We start from the raw sequence: 19,067 nt of genomic DNA on the forward strand, positions 1-19,067 counted from the left end.
GTCCTTCGACCTGGGGTTTTGTCGTTGTCATGGGGCGGGGGTACCCGCGGGTCACCCGTTTGTCACCCGCACGGGGCGACTTTCTTCCGGCAGGCTGTCCGGCATGGCCGACCGCTTCGCCCTGCGCCGCCGCATCACCTCCCTGGACCCCGAGACCGACCACGTGGAGATCCTGCGCCTCTCCACCGGTCACGAGTTCCCGTGGGACTACGTGCGCGCGCTGGAGTTCGCCCTCTTCCGCACCTACTGCGTGCCGTCCATCTCGGCGCTGCTGGCGAAGACGGGCGAGTTCGAACGGCGCCCCCAGCGGCGCTACGACGACACCGCCCTGCTCATGGGCGAGCTCGTGGAGCACGGCTACGACTCGCCGCGGGGCCGCGAGGCGCTGCGCGTCGTCAACCGCCTGCACGGCCGCTACGACATCTCGAACGACGACATGCGGTACGTGCTGTCCACGTTCGTCTACGACCCGGTCGACTGGATCGACCGCTTCGGGTGGCGGCCGTTGACCGACCACGAGCGCCTGGCCGCGTTCCACTTCTACCGCGCCGTGGGCGCCCGGATGGGCATCAGGGACGTCCCGGACACCTACGGGGCGTTCCGGGCCTTCAAGCGGGCGTACGAGGCCGAGCACTTCGCGTACAGCGACACGAACCGCCGCATCGGCCGGTACACCCTCGACCTGTTCTGCTCCTGGTACCCGCTGCCGAGGGCGGTCACGGCCAAGGCCGTCCTGGCGATGCTCGACAAGCCCATGCTCGACGCCTTCGGCTTCCCCCGCCCACCCGCCTGGCTCACCACCGCGGGCCACGCGGCGCTGAAGCTGCGGGCCCGTGCCCTGCTCCTGGCGCCCCCGCGCAAGCGCCCCCTCCTGACCGACCGCCCGAACCGCTCGTACCCGGACTACCCCACCGGCTACCGCCCGTCCGACCTCGGGGCCCCGTAGCCGAGCGCACAGCTTGGTCACGGCCTGCCGGGTTGTCGAGACGCGGCGATCCGTGATCTGTACCCTCCAGAACCGCACGTCAGGGGGCGGTAGCTCAGCCGGTCAGAGCAGCGGACTCATAATCCGTCAGGTCGTGGGTTCGAACCCCACCCGCCCCACCGCCTGACCAGCTCAAACCCGGTCCCAAGATCGGCTGAAGATCATTTGTCCATGACTCCTGTGAGCGTGCGGTCATGGCCACCGGCGACAGCACCGGGGAGCGCCGCCGGAGAGGAAACGTCCGGCAGTGCGGCAACTCGCTCCAGGTCCGCCGCCGTAGCCGTCGACCTCCTTCCGTGACGAGGCCATGAGCGAAAAGATCGATTACGTGCGCGAGGTCGCCGAGGCGGTGCTCGACCGCCTCGGCGACCTCGCGCCGCCGTGGCGCGTCCTCGCCGTCGAGCAGCACCACGAGTCCCCGGAGGCACCGCCGGGGCTGGCCGCGCCCGACAGCCTGGTGGTGACCTTGGGCCGCGGCGAAGGCGACGAAGCCGCGGTCCGGGTGTACTTTTCCCTCGACGTGCCCCCGGACCAGGCCGTCGCGGCCACGGCCGCCCAGATCCAGGACCACGCGATCGAGGAGACCGGTGGCGCGCCCCTTCCGCCGTGTCCGGGGCACCGCCACCCGATGAGCGCCCGAGCGGTCGACGGCCGCGCCGCGTGGTTCTGCCCCCAGGACGCGGCCCACCACCGCGAACCGATCGTTTCCTGACGGGCACCGGGCCCCTGGGGGCCGACCGGTCCCGTGGCCGGTCGGCGCGGTCGGTGATCCCGGGACCGGCGGGTCAGTCCACGCACGGCACCGGGGACGGGGCCGAGCCCGGGCCCGACGGGCCGCCGGCCGGGTGCAGGGTCGCCGCCGCGGCGGCCCGCAGGACGGGGCGCGGGTCCGGCACGTCGTCCGGCACCAGGGGCAGGGTGCTGAAGGTGACGCCCGACGTGCCCTGGGCGGACGCCAGGACGTCCCAGCCCTCCGACAGGACCACGTTGTGCTTGGCCACCTCCGCCACCCGGCCCAGGGCCGCCGGGCCCTCCGTCTTGAGGCGGTGGACCAGGGCGGACAGGAACGCCTGTTGACGTCGCGTGCGGTCCAGGTCGCCGTTCGGCAGGCCGTGGCGCTGGCGGACGAATGCCAGGGACTGGGCCGGGGTCAGGTGTTGCGGTCCGGCCGGGAAGTCGGCGCCCGAGTAGGGGTCGGCGGTCGCCCGGTTGAGGCACACGTCCACGCCGCCCAGCGCCTCGGCCAGGTGGTGGAAGCCGACCATGCTGACCTCCACGAGGTGGTCGACCGGGACGTCCAGCAGAGCGCTGACGGTCTGCACCTGGGCCCTCCGGCCCGCCTCGCGGCCCCGCCACTCCTGCTCCGCCGGGCTCAGGGTGGTGGACAGGGTGCGCTCCACCGCCTCCTTGGCCCTCCCGTACGCCTCCTTGACCTTGCCCCGCTGCGGTCCGCCGGGAATCCCGAGCAGCTCCGCGCCGTTGTCCCGCGGCAGGGACAGGGCCTTCGCGCCGCCCCCGGGTGACAGGTGCAGCAGGATCAGCGTGTTGGCGTTGTACCCGCCGCGGTCCACGTCGCCCGCGTGCAGGGCGTCCAGCACCTCCTCGGGCGGGGTGCCGCCGTCCAGGTCGCGGCGGGTCGTCAGGCCCATGACCAGCACCGTGGTGCCGGACGCGGAACGGGGTGCGTCCGGCGGGATCGCCGTCGAACGGCGGATGCCCGCGTCCACCTCCTGGTACGTCGTCCACGCCACGCCCGCCGCGACCAGCACGACCGCCGACAGCGCGATCCACGTGGTCCGGACCACTACTCGCAAAACCCTGTGCACCACGACCGCCCCCCATGCGTCCTCTAACCTAGACAAGCTGACGTTGGGGGACGTGCCGTGGTTGACCGCGTGGCGCACTTGCCGAGCCTGGCGGCGCTCGCCGTGACGGCGCTCTTCACCGGTGTCGGCTTTCTGCTCGACGGCGAGCAACCCGGCGTGCTGCTCGGCGTCTTCATGGTGTTCGGCGCGTTGCTCGCGACCGCGATGGTGCGGCCGGTCGGGCTCTGGGTCGTGGCGCCCGCACCCCCGCTGTTGTACGCGGGTCTGGTGGTGGCCGCGTCCGCGCTGGGGGGCAGTTCCACGGGGGAGTTGGCGGTTCTCGTCGCACCACCGGTCGTCCGCGCGTTCCCGCACCTCGCGGTGGCGGTGGGCGCCGGGCTGGTGGTGGCGGCGGTGCGGGTGGGGGGATCGTGGTGGAGGGGCAGGTCTTCGTCGACCCGACGGGGAGGCGCCGCGGCGTGATGCGCGCGCTCGGGTGGGCGCTGGCGTCGTCGTTGCTGGGGTTGGCGGCGGTCATCGTGACGACCGTCGCCGGGCACGTGCCGTGAGGACGCACTGGGTGTCGCTGGTGGTGGGGCTGGGGCTCCTGATGGGCGTGTTGAGCTTCCACGCCTACGCCACGGCCAGGGTGTCGGAACCCGAACGGGTGCCGGTGGTGAACGAGGGGGTGGCGGACGGCACGGCGGCGCTGGTGTTCCACGGCGGGCCGCACCCGCGGTGGACGCCGCGCCTGCTCGACGAACTCGCCGCCCGCGGCGCGCGGGCCACCTTCTTCGTCGTCGGCGCGCACGTCAACGCGCACCCCGAGCTGGTGCGGCGGATGGTGCGCGACGGGCACGAGGTCGGTGTGTCCTCCTTCCGCGAGGGCGAGCACGACGGGTTGGGCACGGCGTTCGCCCGCACCGCCCTGGCCGCCGCCGCGGACGTCCACAGCGGACTGTCCGAACCGGATCCCGACACGCCGGACCTGCACCGGTACGACCCGCAGCACGTGGTGGCGGACGTGCTGCCGAACGCCGACCGGGTCGTCCGGCTGCACGTGTCCAGCGCGACGCCCGCCGTGGTCGGCCTGCTCGTCGAGGCGCTGCCGGACCGCCGCTTCACCACGCTCACCGACGCGACCGGACGGCCGCCCGCGCTCGGCGACGCGGACACCGCCGAGGTGGTCACCGGGCACGCGCTGAGCTGGTCGCAGCACCACGGCGACGTGCCGGCCACCCTGCTCGGCCTGGTCTGCGCGGCGGTGGCGGTGCTCGCGACGCTGCGCACCGTCCTCCAGCTCGGCCTCGCGCACACGGCCCGCCGCCTGCACCGCGACACCGTCGTCAGGCCGCACGCCCCGCCGGTGTCGGTGGTCGTGCCCGCCTACGACGAGGCCGCCAACATCGCCGCGGCCGTGCGCTCGATCGCCGCCTCCGAGCACCCGGCGGAGGTGGAGGTCGTGGTGGTCGACGACGGCTCCACCGACGGCACGGCCGACATCGCGCGGTCGCTGGGGCTGGCGAACGTGCGGGTGGTCAGCCAGTCCAACGGCGGCAAGTTCGCCGCCCTCAACACGGGCATCGCGCTGGCCCGGCACGACGCGCTGGTCCTGGTGGACGGCGACACCGTGTTCGAGCGCGACACCGTGTCCAAGGTCGTCCGCCCGCTCGGCGACCCCGGTGTGGGCGCGGTGTCGGGCAACGTGAAGGTCGCCAACCGGGGCGGCCTGCTCGGGCGCTGGCAGCACCTGGAGTACACGGCGGGGTCGAACCTCGACCGGCAGATCCTCAACGCGCTGGAGTGCATCCCGACGATCCCGGGCGCGATCGGGGCGTTCCGCCGGGAGGCGCTGGACGAGGTCGGCGGCATCAGCGCCGACACCCTCGCCGAGGACACCGACGTGACGATGGCGATCACCCGCGCCGGGTGGCGGGTGGTCTACGAACCGGCGGCGCGGGCGTGGACCGAGGTGCCGACCGGCGCGTCCGGGCTCTACAAGCAGCGCTACCGGTGGTCCTACGGCACGTTCCAGTCGATGTGGAAGCACCGGACGGCGCTGCGCGAGCACGGCCGGATGGGCCGGTTCGGGCTGCTGTACCTGCTGCTGTTCCACGTGTCGCTGCCCGCCCTGGCGCCCGCGCTGGACGTCTACGTGCTGTACGGGGCGTTCGTGGCCGACGCGCCGTGGGCGCTGGTGATCTGGGCGGTGTTCCTGGTCGTGCAGACGATCGGCGCCGGGTACGCCCTGAGGCTGGACGGCGAGTCGCTCAAACCCCTGTGGGTGTTCCCGCTCCAGCAGGTGGCCTACCGGCAGCTCACGTACGTCGTGGTGATCAAATCGCTGGTCACGGCCTTGCAGGGCACGCCGCTGGCGTGGCAGACGGCTCGGCGCAGCGGGCTCGCCGGGGTGGTCGCCCGGTAGCACCGCGGGTAGCATCAGCGGTATGAAAATCAGTGTGAGCCTCCCGGAGGAGGACGTCGAGTTCGTCGACCGCTACCTCAGGCAGCACCGCAGCTCGTCGCGGTCGTCGGTCATCCACCAGGCGATCGCGATGCTGCGCGAGGCCGGCCTGGAGAACGCCTACGCCAGTGCCTGGGACGAGTGGGAGACCGGCGGCGAGGGCGAGCTGTGGGAGACGACCGCGCCAGACGGTGCGGTCGATGCGACGAGGTGACATCTACTGGGTGGACCTGGAACCGGTGCGCGGCGCCGAGGCCAACAAGGTCCGCCCGGCCGTGGTCGTGAGCAACGACGCGGCGAACCGGGCCGCCGGACGGGGCGGCCGAGGGGTCGTGACGGTCGTGCCGATCACCTCCAACACCAGCCGGGTGTACCCGTTCCAGGTGCTGCTGCCCGCCAGGGAGTGCGGGCTCGGCGCGGACTCGAAGGCCCAGGCCGAGCAGGTGCGCACGGTCGCCGCGGCCAGGCTCCGCGCCCGCATCGGCGGCCTGCCGCCCGCGGTGCTCAAGCAGCTCGACGAGGCCCTGCGGATGCACCTGGCGCTCTGAAGCGCGCTCCGGAGCGCACCCTGGACCGGAGCCTGGACCGGGGCTTGGACCGGGGGCGGACTACAGGGCGAGGCTGACGGCGGCGGCCACCGCGCACAGCGCCAGCAGGGACGCGCCCACCACCAGCAACGCCCGCCCGGCCGGTCCCCGCCCGCCCGGGACCGGGGCCTGCTGCGGGAAGGACGGCGGGAAGGTCGACAGTTCCCCGACGTCCGGGAAGCCGTGTCCGGCGTCCCACGGCGCGTTGCCGTACCCGCCCTGCGGCAGGTTGCTCGGGTCGGGGACCCACTCGTTCCGGCTCGGCACGTACAGGCCCGTGCTCTCCGCGGTGGGGGCTTCCGGGGCGGGCGCGTCGGGGACCACCGGATCGGTGAACAGCGCGGCGACCCGCGCCCGCCTGCGGTCGCGCCACTGGAGCACCAGGCCGACCAGCGCGCACGCCAGCCCCGCGGCACCCAGGACGGCCGACGTCACGGACGCGACCTGGTCCGCCAGCTCCAACGACACGGCGACGAGTGTGGCAGAGACCGCGGACCCGCCGGAGCCCCGAGGGGCCCCGGCGGGGAGCGGTCAGCCGAGCACCCGGATCGCCGACGCCGGGCACAGCTGGGCGGCCTCGCGGGCCGTCGCCTCGTGCGGGCCGGTCGGCGTGGGCTCCAGCAGCACGACGGTCCCGTCCGACTCGTCCTGGTCGAAGACGTCCGGGTCGGTCAGGGCGCACATGCCGGAGCCCGCGCAGCGGTCCGGGTCCACCTCGACCCTCACGAGAACGCCACCGGCAGCTCGTGCACGCCGTAGATCGCCATGTCGGACCTCACCTTCACCTCCTCGGCGGGCACGGCCAGGCGCAGGTCCGGGAACTCCCGGAACAGCGCCGCGTACCCGACCCTCATCTCGATGCGGGCCAACTGCTGGCCCAGGCACTGGTGCACACCGTGCCCGAACCCGAGGTGCCCCGCCGCGGGCCGGTGGACGTCGAACTCGTCCGGCCGCTCGAAGCGCTCCGGGTCGCGGTTCGCGGCGGCCACCGAGATGGACACCGTGTCGCCCGCGCGGATCACGAAGCCGCCGATCTCCACGTCCTCCAGCGCCGTGCGGATCGTGCCGAACTGGAGGATCGACACGTACCGCATCAGCTCCTCGACGGTGTTGTCCACCAACGAGGGGTCGGCCCGGAACGCGGCCAGCTGCTCGGGGTGCCGCAGCAGCGCGAACGTGCCGATGCCGAGCATGTTCGCCGTGGTCTCGTGCCCGGCGACGAGCAGGAGCAGCCCCATGTTGGCGACTTCCTGGTCGGTCAGCTCGCCGGTCTGGACGAGCCCGGTGAGCATGTCGTCGCCCGGTTCGGCGTGCTTGCGCCGCACGAGCCGGGCGACGAACTCCTCCAGCCTGCCGAACGCCTCCCTGGACTGCTCGAACGTCTGGTCCAGGCGCAGCGCCGCCGCGGTGTCGCGCTGGAACGTCTCGCGCTCCTCCCACGGCACCCCCAGCAGCTCGCAGATCACCATGGACGGCACCGGCAGCGCGAAGTGCGCCACCAGGTCCGCGGGCGACCCGGCCGCGCGCAGCTGCGCGAGGTGCTCGGCCACGATCTGCTCGATGCGCGGCATCAGCGCGTTCATCCGCCGCACGGTGAACTGGCCGGTGAGCAGCTTGCGGTACCGGGTGTGGTCGGGGGCGTCCATCCCGATGAACATGCCGGGCTTGGCCGGGTCCTGGCGCGGCACCGGCCGGTCGGCCATGCCGCGCAGCGGGTGGTGCAGCTCGGACCGGCTGCTGAAGCGCCGGTCCGCGAGCACCTCCCGCGCCGGCGCGTAGCCGGTGACGAGCCACCCCTCGTGCCCGTCGGGGAACCGCAGCCTGCTGATGGGCTCCGTCGCGCGGATCTCCCCCAGCTGCGCGGGCGGGTCGAACACCGCCGTGCGTTTCGTCGGCAGCGCGATTTGCAGGACGTCGGTCATCTCGCACACCTCCCAGTGCGTTAAGGGACCTCCTTCGCAAGCTACAGAAAATTCACGAACCCGTGAAGTAAATATGCCGTCAGGGAACGGCTGTAGTACGGCTGATAGCAGGTGTGCTACAAATCGCCCGAGAACTCTGACATGGGGAGGTGGGGGTCCTTGGTCATCGACGTACGTGACCTGCGCATGCGCTACGGCTCGACGGACGTGCTGCGCGGCATCGACTTCACGGCGGGCCCGGGCGAGGTCGTCGCCCTGCTCGGGCCGAACGGGGCGGGCAAGACCACGACCATCGAGATCCTGGAGGGCTTCCGGCTGCCCTCCGCCGGCCACGTCCGGGTGCTGGGGCAGGACCCGGCCACCGGCGACGAGGCGTGGCGGGCCAAGCTCGGCGTGGTGCTCCAGTCCTGGCGCGACCACGGCCGGTGGAAGGTCCGCGAGCTGCTGCACCACATCGGGCGCTACTACCGGCCCTACTCCACGCCCGGCCGCGCCCGGCCGGTCGACACCGACGAGCTGGTCAAGACCGTGGGCCTCACCGAGCACGCGCACAAGAAGGTCGCCACGCTCTCCGGCGGCCAGCGGCGGCGGCTCGACGTCGCCATCGGCATCGTCGGCAAGCCCGAGCTGCTGTTCCTGGACGAGCCCACCGCCGGGTTCGACCCGCACGCCCGCCGCGACTTCCACGACCTCGTGCACCGGCTGTCGGACCTGGAGGGCATGACGATCCTGCTCACCACGCACGACCTGGCCGAGGCCGAGCGGCTGGCGGACCGCATCCTGGTCCTCGCGGGCGGCCGGATCATCGCCGACGGCAGCCCCGACCAGCTCGGCCGCCGGGTCGCGGGCAAGACCGAGGTGCGCTGGACGCACGACGGGCAGCGGCACGTGCACACCGCCGACGACGCGACCGGGTTCGTGCGGGACCTGTTCCGGCAGCACGCGACGGGCATCTCCGAGCTGGAGGTGCGCCGCAGCACCCTGGAGGACACCTACATGGCGCTGGTCCAGCGGCACGAGAGCGGGCAGGCCGAGGGCGAGGAGGTGGCGGTCCTGTGAGCGGCGCCGACGGCAAGCTCCTCGCGGTGCGGCTCGGCGTGGACCGGGGCCTGCGCGAGTTCCGGCACACGCTGGGCAGCAGCGACCAGATGTTCAACGTGGTCACCACGATCGGCTTCATGCTGGTGCTGTGGTTCCAGCGCGACACGGTGGTCGAGGGCACCGGCCTCACCCTGGCCGCGTTCACGCTGCCCAGCCTGCTCGGCATGGGCGTCGCGTTCGGCGGCCTGGTCGGGCCGGCGGGCCAGCTCAGCACCAACCGCGAGGACGGCACGCTGCTGCGCGCCAAGGCGGTGCCCAACGGGATGCTCGGCTACCTCGTCGGCCGGCTCGTGCAGATGGCCCTGGACAGCGGCTTCAGCCTGGTCGTGCTGCTGGTCCCGGCGGCGCTGCTGGTCGACGTGTTCGGCCACGCGGGCGTCGGCGGCGTGCTCGGCCTGCTGGCCGTGCTGGTGCTGGGGATGCTCGCGACCCTGCCGTGGGGCGCGGTCGCCGGGTCGATCACCAAGAGCCCCGGCAGCGCCATGGGCATCACCATGCTGCCGATGATGGGCATCGCCGCGATCTCGGGCGTCTTCTACCCGATCACCGCGCTGCCCGGCTGGCTCCAGGCGCTCGGCCAGTTCTTCCCGGTGTACTGGGTGGGGCTCGGCGCGCGCTCGGCGCTGCTGCCCGACGCGGCGGCGGCGGCCGAGATCGGCGGGACGTGGCGGACACCGGTGGTGATCGCGGTCCTGGCCACCTGGGCAGCGGTCGGGTTCCTGCTCGCGCCTACGATCCTGCGGCGGATGGCCCGCCGGGAGTCGGGGGCCGACATGGAGAAGCGCCGCCAGGCGGCGCTCCAGAGGGGCGCGGGGTGAGCGAGAGCGTCTACAACCGGATCGCGATGCTGCGCGCCGAACGGGGTGTGTCGCGCCGGCAGCTGTCCGAGGCCCTGGGCATCCACTACCAGACGGTGGGCTACCTGGAGCGGGGCGAGTACAGCCCGAGCCTGTACCTCGCGCTGCGCATCGCGCGGTACTTCGAGGTGCCGGTGGAGGTCGTGTTCTCGACCGACCCGTTCCCGCGCCTGGGCAGCCAGGGGGCGGAGCGGTCCGCGTAGACGCGGAGGGGGGCGGTCCCGCGAGGGCCGTCCCTCACCCGCCCAGCACACCGCGCAGCGCCGCGCGCAGGGCCAGGGCCAGTTCGGCGCGGCTCTCCGGCGTGCCCGGTTCGGGCGCGCCGAGCGCCCCCGCGCCGACCAGCCGGTCGAACAGCAGGCCGTCGACGAACGCCACCAGCTCGCGCCCGCGCCGCTCCGGTTCGGTCGCGCCGAGGGCGGCGAGCAGGTCCCGCGCCTGCTCGCGCAGGCGTTCGCCGTGGGCCAGGACGCCGCGCAGCTCCGGGTGGTGGGTGGCCTCCAGCAGGCACGCGTAGCGGGCCAGGGTTCGCTCCCGGCCGACCGTCATCCAGGCGTCCAGGACCCGCGCGAGGGCCTCGGCCAGCTCGTCGGGCTCCCGGGGCACGTCGGCACCCGCCTCGGCCACCTCCGCCGCGTCCAGCTCGGCCAGCCGCCGCACGACGCCCTCGACGAGCGCCTTGCGCGTGCGGAAGTACGCCGACGTGGACCCGAGCGGCACGCCCGCTTCGGCGTCCACGGCCCGGTGGGTCAGCCCGCGCATCCCCCGCGTGGCCACGAGGTGGATGGCGGCGTCGGCCAGCACGGCCATGCGCTCGGTCACGGGTGCGTCCTCCCTCTACGGGTGTAGAGTAACCGTATCTACAGGTGTAGAAGGTGGGGGACGTGAAGGCAGCGGTGGTGGGCGGCGGCCTCGGGGGGATCACCGCGGCGGTGGCGTTGCGGGCGGTCGGCTGGGAGGTGGTCGTCCTCGAACGGGCGGCCGGGTTCGGCGAGGTGGGCGCGGGCATCGGGATCATGCCCAACGCCCTGGGCGCGCTGGCCGCGCTCGGCCTGGCGGACGAGGTGCGGCGGATCGGCACGCCGCGCGTGGCGGGCGGGGTCCTCGACCCGCGCGGTCGGCCGCTGACGCACGTGGACGCCGGGCGGCCGGAGCACGTGGTGGCCGTGCACCGGGCGGACCTGCACCGCGTGCTGCGCTCGGCGCTGCCCCCGGCGTGCCTGGTCACCGACGCCGAGGTGCGGTCGGCGGAGGACCTGGACGCGGACCTCGTGGTGGCCGCAGACGGCATCCGCAGCGGCCTCCGGCGGGCGCTGTTCCCCGACCACCCCGGCCCGGTCCACACGGGCACGACGGCGTGGCGCGGGGTCGGCGCGGCCCGCTTCCCGGCCGACCTGGGGATCAGCCAGACGCTCGGGCCGGGCACCGAGGCGGGCGTGCTGCCGCTCGGCGACGGCCGGGTGTGCTGGTACGCGGCGACGGTCGCGCCCCCCGGCGGCCGTGCCGACGACGAGCTGGGGGAGGTGCGGCGGCTGGTCGGCGACTGGCACGACCCGATCCCGGCCGTGCTCGACGCCACGCCGCCGGACGCCGTGCTGCGGCACGACGTCCAGGAGCTGCGCGCGCCGCTGCCGACCTACGTGCGCGGCCGGGTGGCGCTGCTCGGCGACGCCGCGCACGCGATGACCCCGTACCTCGGGCAGGGCGCGTGCATGGCGATCGAGGACGGCGTGGTGCTCGCCGCGCTCTGCGCGCGCCACGACCTGCCGACCGCCCTGGCGGAGTACGACCGGGTGCGCCGCCCCCGCACGCAGGCCGTCGCGCGGGCGTCCCGGGCGGCGGGCCGGGTGGGGCACCGGCTGCGCAACCCGGTCGCGGTGGCGGTGCGCGACGCGGCGATGCGCGCCGTGCCCGACGCGGTGGCCCTGCGCGGGATGGCGCGGTTCCTCCGCTGGACGGCCCCGGACCTCTCACCCGATAGGTGAAATATTCACGGTGACAGATATCACAGATAACTCCCGCGATTCGAGCATGTAACAATCGAATATCACTCGTTTTCCCAGTCTGCGTCACTCTTTCGAGGTATCAAGCACTCACAGTGTGGTCCTGACTCCAGGCTGTACTCCCGCCGAGTGCCCGGCACGGCGGTTCACCTTCCTCGAAAGTGCAACTACGGTGTCCCGCCATGGCCCCCGTCCCCTCGTGTCCGGCTGAAGCCATCTCCCTGCGCGAGCCCGTCGTCGACCTCGCGGAGGCCGACGACTTCATCCGGCTGCACCACTCCGAGCACCCCGACCTCGGCCCGGTGGAACACCGCCTGGCCGAGGTGCACGCCGAGATCGCGGCCACGGGGACGTACCGCCACACGGCCGCCGAGCTGGCGTTCGGCGCCCGGGTCGCGTGGCGCAACAGCGCGCGGTGCATCGGTCGCCTGTACTGGCGGAGCCTGAAGGTGCGCGACCTGCGGGACCTGCGCGACCCCAAGGAGGTCGCCGACGAGTGCGTCGAGCACCTCAGGCTCGCCGGCAACGGCGGCCGGGTCCGCCCGGTGATCACCGTGTTCGCGCCCGACGAGCCCGGTCGACCCGGTCCGCGCGTCGTCAACGAGCAGCTGATCCGCTACGCGGGCTACGAGGGCGCGGACGGGGGCGTGCTCGGCGACCGCCGCAACCTCGCGCTCACCGGGAAGGCCCTCGACATGGGCTGGCGACCGCCGGCGCGGCGCGGGCCGTTCGACGTCCTGCCGCTGGTCGTCGAGCGCGAGGACGCCGACCCGTGCCTGGTGGAGATCCCGCGCGACGCGGTGATGGAGGTGCCGATCACGCACCCCGAGTTCCCGTGGCTGGCCGAGCTGGGGCTGCGCTGGCACGCCGTGCCCGCCATCAGCAACATGCGGCTGCGGATCGGCGGCGTCGACTACCCGGCCGCGCCGTTCAACGGCTGGTACATGGGCACCGAGATCGGCGCGCGCAACTTCGCCGACACCGACCGGTACGACCTGCTGCCCTACCTGGGCCGGCGGATGGGCCTGGACACGGCCAACGTGCAGTCGCTGTGGAAGGACCGCGTGCTGGTCGAGCTGAACCGCGCGGTGCTGCACTCGTTCGCCGAGGCGGGCGTGACCATCACCGACCACCACACCGAGTCCGACCGCTTCCTCACGCACATCAGGAAGGAGGAGGCCGCGGGCCGCAAGTGCCCGGCCGACTGGACGTGGATCGTGCCGCCGATGTCGAGCGGCGTCACGAGCGTCTTCCACCGGTACTACGACGAGGAGGAGTTGCTGCCCAACTTCTTCCCCGGCGACACCACGGGGGTCTGCCCGGTCATCCACTGACGCCGGGCACCGGCCGCCGGACGCCGGCTGCTGGTCGGAGTGCAGCAAGACGTACATACGGTTGAAATACGGCCGTAAGTGTGGTGTAGATCACCTTGGGCGGACTAGGGTGACTCTCCGTGAGAGTCGGCATACCCGCAGAGTCGCGGCCCGCCGAGCGCCGCGTCGCCGGTCTACCGGAAACGGTGACCACGCTGATCGGTGCCGGTCTCGCGGTGGACGTGCAGGCCGGGGCGGGCGCGCGCGCCCACGCCCCGGACGCCGCCTACCGCGCGGCCGGCGCGAGCACCACGCCCGACCACCCGGCGGGTCGCGCCGAGGTCGTCATCTCCGTCCAACCCCCCACCCCGGCCGAGGCAGCGCGGCTGAGGGAGGGCGACATCACGATCAGCTTCCTCCAGCCGAGGCAGGAACCGGAGCTGGTCGCGGTCCTGAGGGACCGCGGCGTCACCGCGTTCAGCCTCGACCTGCTGCCCCGGGTCACCCGGGCGCAGTCGGCGGACGCCCTGTCCTCCCAGGCCCTCGTGGCGGGCTACCGCGCGGTCGTGGAGGCCGCGCACCGCCTGCCGAGGTTCCTGCCGATGTTCACCACCGCCGCGGGCACCGTCCCGCCCGCCAAGGTGCTGGTGCTCGGGGCGGGCGTGGCCGGCCTCCAGGCCATCGCCACGGCGCGGCGGCTCGGCGCGGTCGTCGAGGCGTACGACGTGCGCGCCGCCGCCGCGGAGGAGGTCCGCAGCCTCGGCGCGAAGTTCGTCGAGCTGGACCTGGAGACCCAGGACGGCGTCTACGCGCGGGCGCAGTCCGAGACGTTCCTGGAGCGGCAGCGCGAGCTGATCGCCGAGCGCGTCGCCGCCTCCGACGTGGTGATCACCACGGCCGCCGTCCCCGGCCGCACCGCGCCCGTGCTCGTCACCACGGACATGCTCAAGGCCATGGCCCCCGGCTCGGTCGTGGTCGACCTCGCCGCCGAGTCGGGCGGCAACGTCGCCGCGAGCGTCGCCGGCGAGGACACGTGGGTGGGCGACGTGCTCGTGTTCGGCGCGCGCAACCTGCCCAGCACCATGCCGGCGCACGCCAGCAAGCTCTACGCGCGCAACGTCGCCAACCTGCTGCTGATGATGACCCGGGACGGCGAGGTGCGGCCCGACCTCGACGACGAGGTGCTGGGCGGCTGCTGCCTGACCCACGCGGGCGAGCTGAGGGGGGAGCTGCCGTGATCGACCTGCTGACGATCTTCGTGCTCGCCGTGTTCGTGGGCTTCGAGGTCGTGTCGAAGGTGTCCACCATCCTGCACACGCCGCTGATGTCCGGCGCGAACGCCATCCACGGCGTGATCCTGGTCGGCGCGGTCCTCATCACCGGGCGCGCGGAGGGCCCGCTGGAGGTCGCGCTCGGCCTCGCGGCGGTCTTCCTGGCCACGGTCAACGTCGTGGGCGGGTTCGTGGTGACCGACCGGATGCTGGAGATGTTCAAGGGGCACCGGCGGTGACCCCCACCTGGGTGCAGCTGGCGTACCTCGTCGCCGCCGTGTGCTTCGTGCTGGCGCTCAAGGGCCTGAGCACGCCGAGGTACGCCCGCGCGGGCAACCTGGTCGGCGCGGCGGGCATGGCGCTGGCGGTGGTCGTGGCGTTCGCCCACGGCGCGGTCCACAACGGGGTGCTCATCGCGCTGGCCGTCGCGGCGGGCGTCGCCGTCGGCGTCCCGGCCGCGCGCTCGGTGCGGATGACCGCCGTCCCGCAGATGGTGGCGCTGTTCAACGGCGTCGGCGGCGCGGCGGCGGCCCTGGTCGCGCTCGCCGAGTTCCTGGAGGTGACCGACGGGGCGGTGCTGTTCCAGGTCGCCACCGCGCTCACCGTGCTGATCGGCTCGGTCAGCTTCTCCGGCAGCGTCGTCACCTTCCTCAAGCTCCAGGAGGTCATGACGACGCGGCCCGTGCTGCTGCCCGCCGGCCGGGTGCTCGGCATCGGCGCGGCGGCGGTGAGCGCGGTGCTGGCGGTGCTGGTCGTGGTCACCGGGAGCGGCGCGCTGCTCCTGCTGCTGGCCCTCGCGGGGCTCGCGCTGGGCGTGCTGTTCGTGCTGCCGGTCGGCGGCGCGGACGTGCCGATCGCGATCTCGCTGCTCAACGCGTTCACCGGCCTGGCCGTGGCGGCGTCGGGCTACGTGCTGGCCAACACGCTGCTGATCGTCTCCGGCACGCTCGTCGGCGCGTCCGGCACGATCCTGACCCGGCTGATGGCGCAGGCGATGGGCCGTTCCCTGGCCAACATCCTGTTCGGCGCGTTCAAGGCCACCGCGGTGGCCGCGGTGTCGGGGGAGCAGCGCACCGTGCGCTCCGGCACCGTGGAGGACGTCGCCATCCTGCTCGGCTACGCCCACTCGGTGCTGGTGGTGCCCGGCTACGGCCTGGCCGTGGCGCAGGCCCAGCACGCCGCGCGGGAGCTGGCGCAGGTCCTGGAGCGGCGCGGCATCGCCGTGGACTACGGCATCCACCCCGTCGCCGGGCGGATGCCGGGGCACATGAACGTGCTGCTGGCCGAGGCCGACGTGCCGTACGAGCACCTGAAGGAGCTGGACGACGTCAACCCGGGCATCGGCAGCGTCGACGTGGTGCTGGTCGTCGGGGCGAACGACGTGGTCAACCCCGGCGCGCGCGACGAGCCGTCCAGCCCGATCTACGGCATGCCGATCTTCGACGTGGACCGCGCCAAGGCCGTGGTGTTCATGAAGCGCTCGATGCGGCCGGGCTTCGCGGGCGTGGACAACGCGCTGCTCTACAACCCCAAGACCACGCTGCTGTTCGGCGACGCGAAGGACTCGCTGACCAAGCTCCTCGCCGCGGTGAAACAAGTCTGACCCGAGAGTCCAACGCCCAGACCCCGAGAGTCCAACGCCCAGACCCCGAGAGTCCAACGCTCAAGCCCCGAGAGTCCAACGCCCAGGACCCCTGAGTTCCGCGTTCCGCATACCGACCGGTCGGCCCGAACGAAGAACTCACCGGGCCTGGGCGTTGGACTCTCGGGACCCGGGGGTTGGACTCTCGGGGCCTGGGGGTTGGACTCTCGGGTGGGTCAGGGGAGGTCGTAGCCGGGGACGGGTGGGCCGAGGTGGTCGCCGAACGCGGCGTCCGCACCGGCCCGCGCCCACCACGCGGCGGACTCGGCGGTGGCGACGTCGGGGACCAGGACGGACACGCCGGTGTCGCGGAGCAGCGCGACCAGGTCGGTCGTCGCCCGGTGCAGGAACGACCCGGGCCGGTCGGCGAGCCGGCGCACCACCGACGGGTCGAGCAGCAGGGCGTCCACGGGCAGCTCCGCCAGCAGCGCCAGCTCGGCCTGCCCGCCGTCGAACCCGGCGAGACCGGTGGCGATGCCGTTGTCCCGCAGCACCTGCGCGTTGTCCTCGCCGTACCCCGCGAGCACCGACCGGGTGTCCAGGAAGACCCGCAGCCGCTCCGCGGGCAGCCCGGTCTCGTCGAGCGTCCGCTTGACCGTGCGCACCAGGTCCTCGTCGCGGGACTGGGTGGGCGACAGCACGACGTGCAGCGCGCCGGACGCCCCGGTCACCTCGCCCGCCGCCTCGCGCATCGACCACCGGCCCAGCTCGAACGTCAACCCGCCGGCCTCGGCCAGCGCCACGCACTCGTCGTGCCCCAGGTCCTCGTCCGGGAGCGGCCAGCGGACCCGGACCACGTGGCCGAGCAGCCCCCCGCCGGCCAGGGCCACCACGGGCTGGTGCCACACCTCCAGCTCCCCGTCGGCGAGCGCGCCGGGCATCCGCGCGGCCGTCGCCTGCCGCCGCCGGGTCCGCTGGTCCTCGTGCCGGTCGTAGGTCTGCCACTGCCGCGTGCCGCACGCCTTGGCCCGCCGCGCGGTCGCGTTCGCCGCGCGCAGCACCTCGGCCACGTCCCAGCCCGCCGCCGGCCGGTCGACCACCCCGGTGCACGCGGGCAGCGCCACCCCGCCCTCGCCGGGCCGCGCCAGCGCCTCGTTGAACCGCTCCACCAGGTCGGGCACGGCCGGCGTGGTGGGCGAGTTCTCGACCAGGACGGCGAACTCGTCGTCGCCGACCCGCGCCACCAGCGCCTTCTCCTCGGCCACGACCGCCTCCAGCCTGCGCGCGACCTCCTGGAGCAGCCGGTCGCCGGCGGCGTGCCCCAACCCGTTGTCGACCAGCGAGAACGCGTCGAGGTCCAGGTGGTAGAGGGTGATCCCGCCGGGCGTCGAACCGTGCAGCGCCTCCAGCCGGCCGGCCAGCAGCTGCCGGTTCGCCAGGCCGGTCAGCGAGTCGTGCAGCAGCTGGTGGTCCAGGTTCTTCTGGAGCAGGTGCAGCTCGCTGACGTCGTCGGCCATCGTCACGTGGTACGCGGGCCGCCCGTCCTCGTCGCGCAGCAGCGACACGGCCAGGTGCGCCCACACCGGCTCGCCGTCGGCGCGCCGCAGCCGCCGCCGCTCGCGGAACCGCTCCACGCCGCCCGCCGCGACCGCCCGGTACCTCGCCGCGAGCGCCTCGGCGTCCTCCGGGTGGAACAGCCCGGCCAGCGGCGTGCCGGGCAGCGAGGACCGGTCGAGGTCGAGCATCTCGGCCAGCGCCGCGTTCGCCTGCACGCAGGTGCCGTCGAGGTCGGCGACCACCATGCCGGTCGCGACCGTCTCGAACACCTCGCGGAACCGCGCCTCGCTGGCCCGGAGCCCGCGCTCCGCGCGCCGCTTGCCGAAGACCAGGGCCCGCTTGATCTCCTCCTGCTGGTCGAACGCGTCCAGCCGCATCGCGGTGGCGAAGCTCGCGGCGAGGCTGCCCAGGATCGCCACGACCTTCTCCGGGAGCGCGGGCACGTCGCGCAGCTCCGGGGTGAACAGCAGGGCGTGACCCAGCACGTCCACGGTCCGCTGGAGCGTCTTCGGGCCGGTGAAGTGCGCGCGCACCAACCGGTGCCCGACGACGTCGACCGGGTCGGCGGTGAAGGGGTCGGCCTGCACGGCGTCGGCGATCACGTCCACCTGCTCCAGCAGGAACAGCTCGATCTCGACGGGCGAGAGCGGGACGTAGGCGGTCGGGTACACCGCCCGCATCCAGGCGCGCGCGATCTCCTGCCGCCTCGTCCTAACGGGCGGCGACACCGGTGCTCACCTCTTGCGACCCACCCCGGCGAAGATCCCGGCCCGGTCGGCGTCCTCCTCGGCCGCGCCCTCCTCCGGCCGCCACCGGGGCAGCGGCACGATCCCGGGCTCGACGACGTCGAAACCGGCGAACAGCGCCGTGATCTCCTCGTGCGTGCGCGGGAACACCGGGTTGGCGCTGCGGCGCATCACCTCGACGACCCGGGCCGTCTCCTCGGGCTGGAGGTCCGCCGTGAACTGGGAGAACGCGAAGAAGCTGCCGGGGACGACGGCGTCGCGGTAGGCGGCGACCACCCCCGCCGGGTCCTTCTCCGGCGGCACGAAGTGGAAGACGCCCACGGCCAGCACGCCGAGCGGTTCGGCGAAGTCGACCAGGCCGGTGCCGCGCGCGGCATCCAGCACGGCGTCCGGGTCGGTCAGGTCCTCCTGGAGGATCGTGGCCCGCTCGTCGTCCTCGAGGATCATCCGGCTGTGCGCGACGGCCACGTCCTCGAAGTCCACGTAGACCACGCGGCACGCCGGGTCGGCCCGCTGCGCGATCTCGTGCACGTTGCCCACGGTCGGGATGCCGGAGCCGAGGTCGAGGAACTGCCGCACGCCCGCGCCGACCAGGTGCAGCACGGCGCGGCGCAGGAACGAGCGGTTGAGCCGGGCGATCGTGCGGGCGTTCGGCTGCGCCCGGACGAACCGCTCCGCCAGCTCGCGGTCGGCGGCGAAGTTGTGGCCGCCGCCGAGCAGGTAGTCGTACAGCCGGGCCGCGCTCGGCAGCTCGACGTCCACGTGGTCCGGGACCCAGCCCAGCCGTTGCGCCACCGCTCCCTCTCCCGTGTGCCGGTGTCCCCGCGGGGGCGAGGTTACCGACGTGCCCGACCCCTGGGCAGGGGCTGCGACC

General features: G+C 73.6%; 21 protein-coding genes and 1 tRNA gene. 15 read left to right on the forward strand and 7 right to left on the reverse strand.

The window, feature by feature from the left end; translation table 11 throughout:
• Positions 1 to 103: 103 nt before the first annotated feature.
• The 3 genes from ACRAKJ_RS06945 (at position 104) to ACRAKJ_RS06955 (ending at position 1,697) form a co-directional block, all read left to right on the forward strand.
• Entirely contained in the window at positions 104 to 946 is an 843-nt protein-coding gene (locus tag ACRAKJ_RS06945; protein WP_438925136.1) for an oxygenase MpaB family protein, read from the forward strand.
• An 83-nt stretch (positions 947 to 1,029) separates the two neighbouring features.
• Positions 1,030 to 1,104, forward strand: a tRNA-Ile gene (locus ACRAKJ_RS06950).
• 188 nt (positions 1,105 to 1,292) lie between these two features.
• Positions 1,293 to 1,697: a hypothetical protein gene (locus tag ACRAKJ_RS06955; protein ID WP_447008896.1), complete on the forward strand. Its 405-nt coding sequence runs from the start codon at positions 1,293 to 1,295 to the stop codon at positions 1,695 to 1,697.
• Between the two features lie 73 nt (positions 1,698 to 1,770).
• On the opposite strand, the gene ACRAKJ_RS06960 is transcribed toward ACRAKJ_RS06955, so the two are convergent.
• Entirely contained in the window at positions 1,771 to 2,790 is a 1,020-nt protein-coding gene (locus tag ACRAKJ_RS06960) for an LCP family protein (protein ID WP_447009094.1), read from the reverse strand.
• 90 nt (positions 2,791 to 2,880) lie between these two features.
• Between ACRAKJ_RS06960 and ACRAKJ_RS06965 the strand changes: the two genes are divergently transcribed.
• The 4 genes from ACRAKJ_RS06965 (at position 2,881) to ACRAKJ_RS06980 (ending at position 5,802) form a co-directional block, all read left to right on the forward strand.
• Positions 2,881 to 3,273: a DUF6542 domain-containing protein gene (locus ACRAKJ_RS06965; RefSeq protein WP_438920705.1), complete on the forward strand. Its 393-nt coding sequence runs from the start codon at positions 2,881 to 2,883 to the stop codon at positions 3,271 to 3,273.
• An 82-nt stretch (positions 3,274 to 3,355) separates the two neighbouring features.
• Entirely contained in the window at positions 3,356 to 5,215 is a 1,860-nt protein-coding gene (locus tag ACRAKJ_RS06970; RefSeq protein ID WP_438920704.1) for a glycosyltransferase, read from the forward strand.
• Positions 5,216 to 5,237: 22 nt separating this feature from the next.
• Positions 5,238 to 5,468 carry an antitoxin gene (locus ACRAKJ_RS06975; protein ID WP_438920703.1) on the forward strand — a complete coding sequence of 77 codons (231 nt, stop codon included), beginning with the start codon at positions 5,238 to 5,240 and terminating at the stop codon, positions 5,466 to 5,468.
• Positions 5,455 to 5,802 carry a type II toxin-antitoxin system PemK/MazF family toxin gene (locus ACRAKJ_RS06980; RefSeq protein ID WP_438920702.1) on the forward strand — a complete coding sequence of 116 codons (348 nt, stop codon included), beginning with the start codon at positions 5,455 to 5,457 and terminating at the stop codon, positions 5,800 to 5,802. Before ACRAKJ_RS06975 ends, ACRAKJ_RS06980 begins: the two co-directional genes overlap by 14 nt.
• Positions 5,803 to 5,862: 60 nt before the next feature.
• On the opposite strand, the gene ACRAKJ_RS06985 is transcribed toward ACRAKJ_RS06980, so the two are convergent.
• From ACRAKJ_RS06985 to ACRAKJ_RS06995, 3 genes are all read right to left on the reverse strand, one after another.
• Entirely contained in the window at positions 5,863 to 6,309 is a 447-nt protein-coding gene (locus ACRAKJ_RS06985) for a hypothetical protein (protein WP_438920701.1), read from the reverse strand.
• A gap of 63 nt (positions 6,310 to 6,372) precedes the next feature.
• A complete protein-coding gene (locus ACRAKJ_RS06990; RefSeq protein ID WP_438920700.1) occupies positions 6,373 to 6,567 on the reverse strand; it encodes a 4Fe-4S domain-containing protein in 195 nt (64 codons plus the stop codon).
• Positions 6,564 to 7,763: a cytochrome P450 gene (locus ACRAKJ_RS06995; RefSeq protein WP_438920699.1), complete on the reverse strand. Its 1,200-nt coding sequence runs from the start codon at positions 7,761 to 7,763 to the stop codon at positions 6,564 to 6,566. The genes ACRAKJ_RS06990 and ACRAKJ_RS06995 overlap by 4 nt, the downstream gene beginning before the upstream one ends.
• Positions 7,764 to 7,949: 186 nt before the next feature.
• On the opposite strand from ACRAKJ_RS06995, the gene ACRAKJ_RS07000 reads away from it, so the two are divergent.
• The 3 genes from ACRAKJ_RS07000 to ACRAKJ_RS07010 are packed head-to-tail and all read left to right on the forward strand — an operon-like array spanning position 7,950 to position 9,924.
• Positions 7,950 to 8,822 (forward strand): ATP-binding cassette domain-containing protein, encoded by an 873-nt coding sequence (locus ACRAKJ_RS07000; protein WP_438920712.1) that lies wholly within the window; start codon positions 7,950 to 7,952, stop codon positions 8,820 to 8,822.
• Positions 8,819 to 9,682 (forward strand): ABC transporter permease, encoded by an 864-nt coding sequence (locus ACRAKJ_RS07005; protein WP_438920698.1) that lies wholly within the window; start codon positions 8,819 to 8,821, stop codon positions 9,680 to 9,682. Before ACRAKJ_RS07000 ends, ACRAKJ_RS07005 begins: the two co-directional genes overlap by 4 nt.
• Positions 9,679 to 9,924: a helix-turn-helix domain-containing protein gene (locus ACRAKJ_RS07010; protein WP_438920697.1), complete on the forward strand. Its 246-nt coding sequence runs from the start codon at positions 9,679 to 9,681 to the stop codon at positions 9,922 to 9,924. The genes ACRAKJ_RS07005 and ACRAKJ_RS07010 overlap by 4 nt, the downstream gene beginning before the upstream one ends.
• A 34-nt stretch (positions 9,925 to 9,958) precedes the next feature.
• On the opposite strand, the gene ACRAKJ_RS07015 is transcribed toward ACRAKJ_RS07010, so the two are convergent.
• Positions 9,959 to 10,543: a TetR/AcrR family transcriptional regulator gene (locus ACRAKJ_RS07015; RefSeq protein ID WP_438920696.1), complete on the reverse strand. Its 585-nt coding sequence runs from the start codon at positions 10,541 to 10,543 to the stop codon at positions 9,959 to 9,961.
• A gap of 62 nt (positions 10,544 to 10,605) precedes the next feature.
• On the opposite strand from ACRAKJ_RS07015, the gene ACRAKJ_RS07020 reads away from it, so the two are divergent.
• The 5 genes from ACRAKJ_RS07020 to ACRAKJ_RS07040 all read left to right on the forward strand — a co-directional run bounded on the left by ACRAKJ_RS07020 (position 10,606) and on the right by ACRAKJ_RS07040 (position 15,911).
• Positions 10,606 to 11,706 (forward strand): FAD-dependent monooxygenase, encoded by a 1,101-nt coding sequence (locus ACRAKJ_RS07020; protein WP_438920695.1) that lies wholly within the window; start codon positions 10,606 to 10,608, stop codon positions 11,704 to 11,706.
• 200 nt (positions 11,707 to 11,906) lie between these two features.
• Entirely contained in the window at positions 11,907 to 13,058 is a 1,152-nt protein-coding gene (locus ACRAKJ_RS07025) for a nitric oxide synthase oxygenase (RefSeq protein WP_438920694.1), read from the forward strand.
• A gap of 119 nt (positions 13,059 to 13,177) precedes the next feature.
• On the forward strand, positions 13,178 to 14,275 hold the full coding sequence (locus ACRAKJ_RS07030) for a Re/Si-specific NAD(P)(+) transhydrogenase subunit alpha (protein ID WP_438920693.1): 1,098 nt from the start codon (positions 13,178 to 13,180) through the stop codon (positions 14,273 to 14,275).
• Positions 14,272 to 14,547, forward strand: a complete 276-nt coding sequence (locus tag ACRAKJ_RS07035; RefSeq protein ID WP_438920692.1) for an NAD(P) transhydrogenase subunit alpha — start codon at positions 14,272 to 14,274, stop codon at positions 14,545 to 14,547. The genes ACRAKJ_RS07030 and ACRAKJ_RS07035 overlap by 4 nt, the downstream gene beginning before the upstream one ends.
• A complete protein-coding gene (locus tag ACRAKJ_RS07040; protein ID WP_438920691.1) occupies positions 14,544 to 15,911 on the forward strand; it encodes an NAD(P)(+) transhydrogenase (Re/Si-specific) subunit beta in 1,368 nt (455 codons plus the stop codon). The genes ACRAKJ_RS07035 and ACRAKJ_RS07040 overlap by 4 nt, the downstream gene beginning before the upstream one ends.
• 215 nt (positions 15,912 to 16,126) lie before the next feature.
• On the opposite strand, the gene ACRAKJ_RS07045 is transcribed toward ACRAKJ_RS07040, so the two are convergent.
• Positions 16,127 to 18,175: an EAL domain-containing protein gene (locus ACRAKJ_RS07045; RefSeq protein WP_438920690.1), complete on the reverse strand. Its 2,049-nt coding sequence runs from the start codon at positions 18,173 to 18,175 to the stop codon at positions 16,127 to 16,129.
• Between the two features lie 6 nt (positions 18,176 to 18,181).
• Positions 18,182 to 18,988 carry an SAM-dependent methyltransferase gene (locus ACRAKJ_RS07050; protein WP_438920689.1) on the reverse strand — a complete coding sequence of 269 codons (807 nt, stop codon included), beginning with the start codon at positions 18,986 to 18,988 and terminating at the stop codon, positions 18,182 to 18,184.
• Between the last annotated feature and the right edge of the window lie 79 nt (positions 18,989 to 19,067).

Source organism: Saccharothrix sp. DSM 118769 (assembly GCF_052936295.1).

Excerpts from the sequence above, each read along its gene's own strand:
- ACRAKJ_RS06945 (WP_438925136.1), top strand. The coding sequence starts at position 104 with ATGGCCGACCGCTTCGCCCTGCGCCGCCGCATCACCTCCCTGGACCCC.
- ACRAKJ_RS06955 (WP_447008896.1), top strand. The coding sequence starts at position 1,293 with ATGAGCGAAAAGATCGATTACGTGCGCGAGGTCGCCGAGGCGGTGCTC.
- ACRAKJ_RS06975 (WP_438920703.1), top strand. The coding sequence starts at position 5,238 with ATGAAAATCAGTGTGAGCCTCCCGGAGGAGGACGTCGAGTTCGTCGAC.
- ACRAKJ_RS06980 (WP_438920702.1), top strand. The coding sequence starts at position 5,455 with ATGCGACGAGGTGACATCTACTGGGTGGACCTGGAACCGGTGCGCGGC.
- ACRAKJ_RS06995 (WP_438920699.1), bottom strand. The coding sequence starts at position 7,763 with ATGACCGACGTCCTGCAAATCGCGCTGCCGACGAAACGCACGGCGGTG.
- ACRAKJ_RS07000 (WP_438920712.1), top strand. The coding sequence starts at position 7,950 with ATGCGCTACGGCTCGACGGACGTGCTGCGCGGCATCGACTTCACGGCG.
- ACRAKJ_RS07025 (WP_438920694.1), top strand. The coding sequence starts at position 11,907 with ATGGCCCCCGTCCCCTCGTGTCCGGCTGAAGCCATCTCCCTGCGCGAG.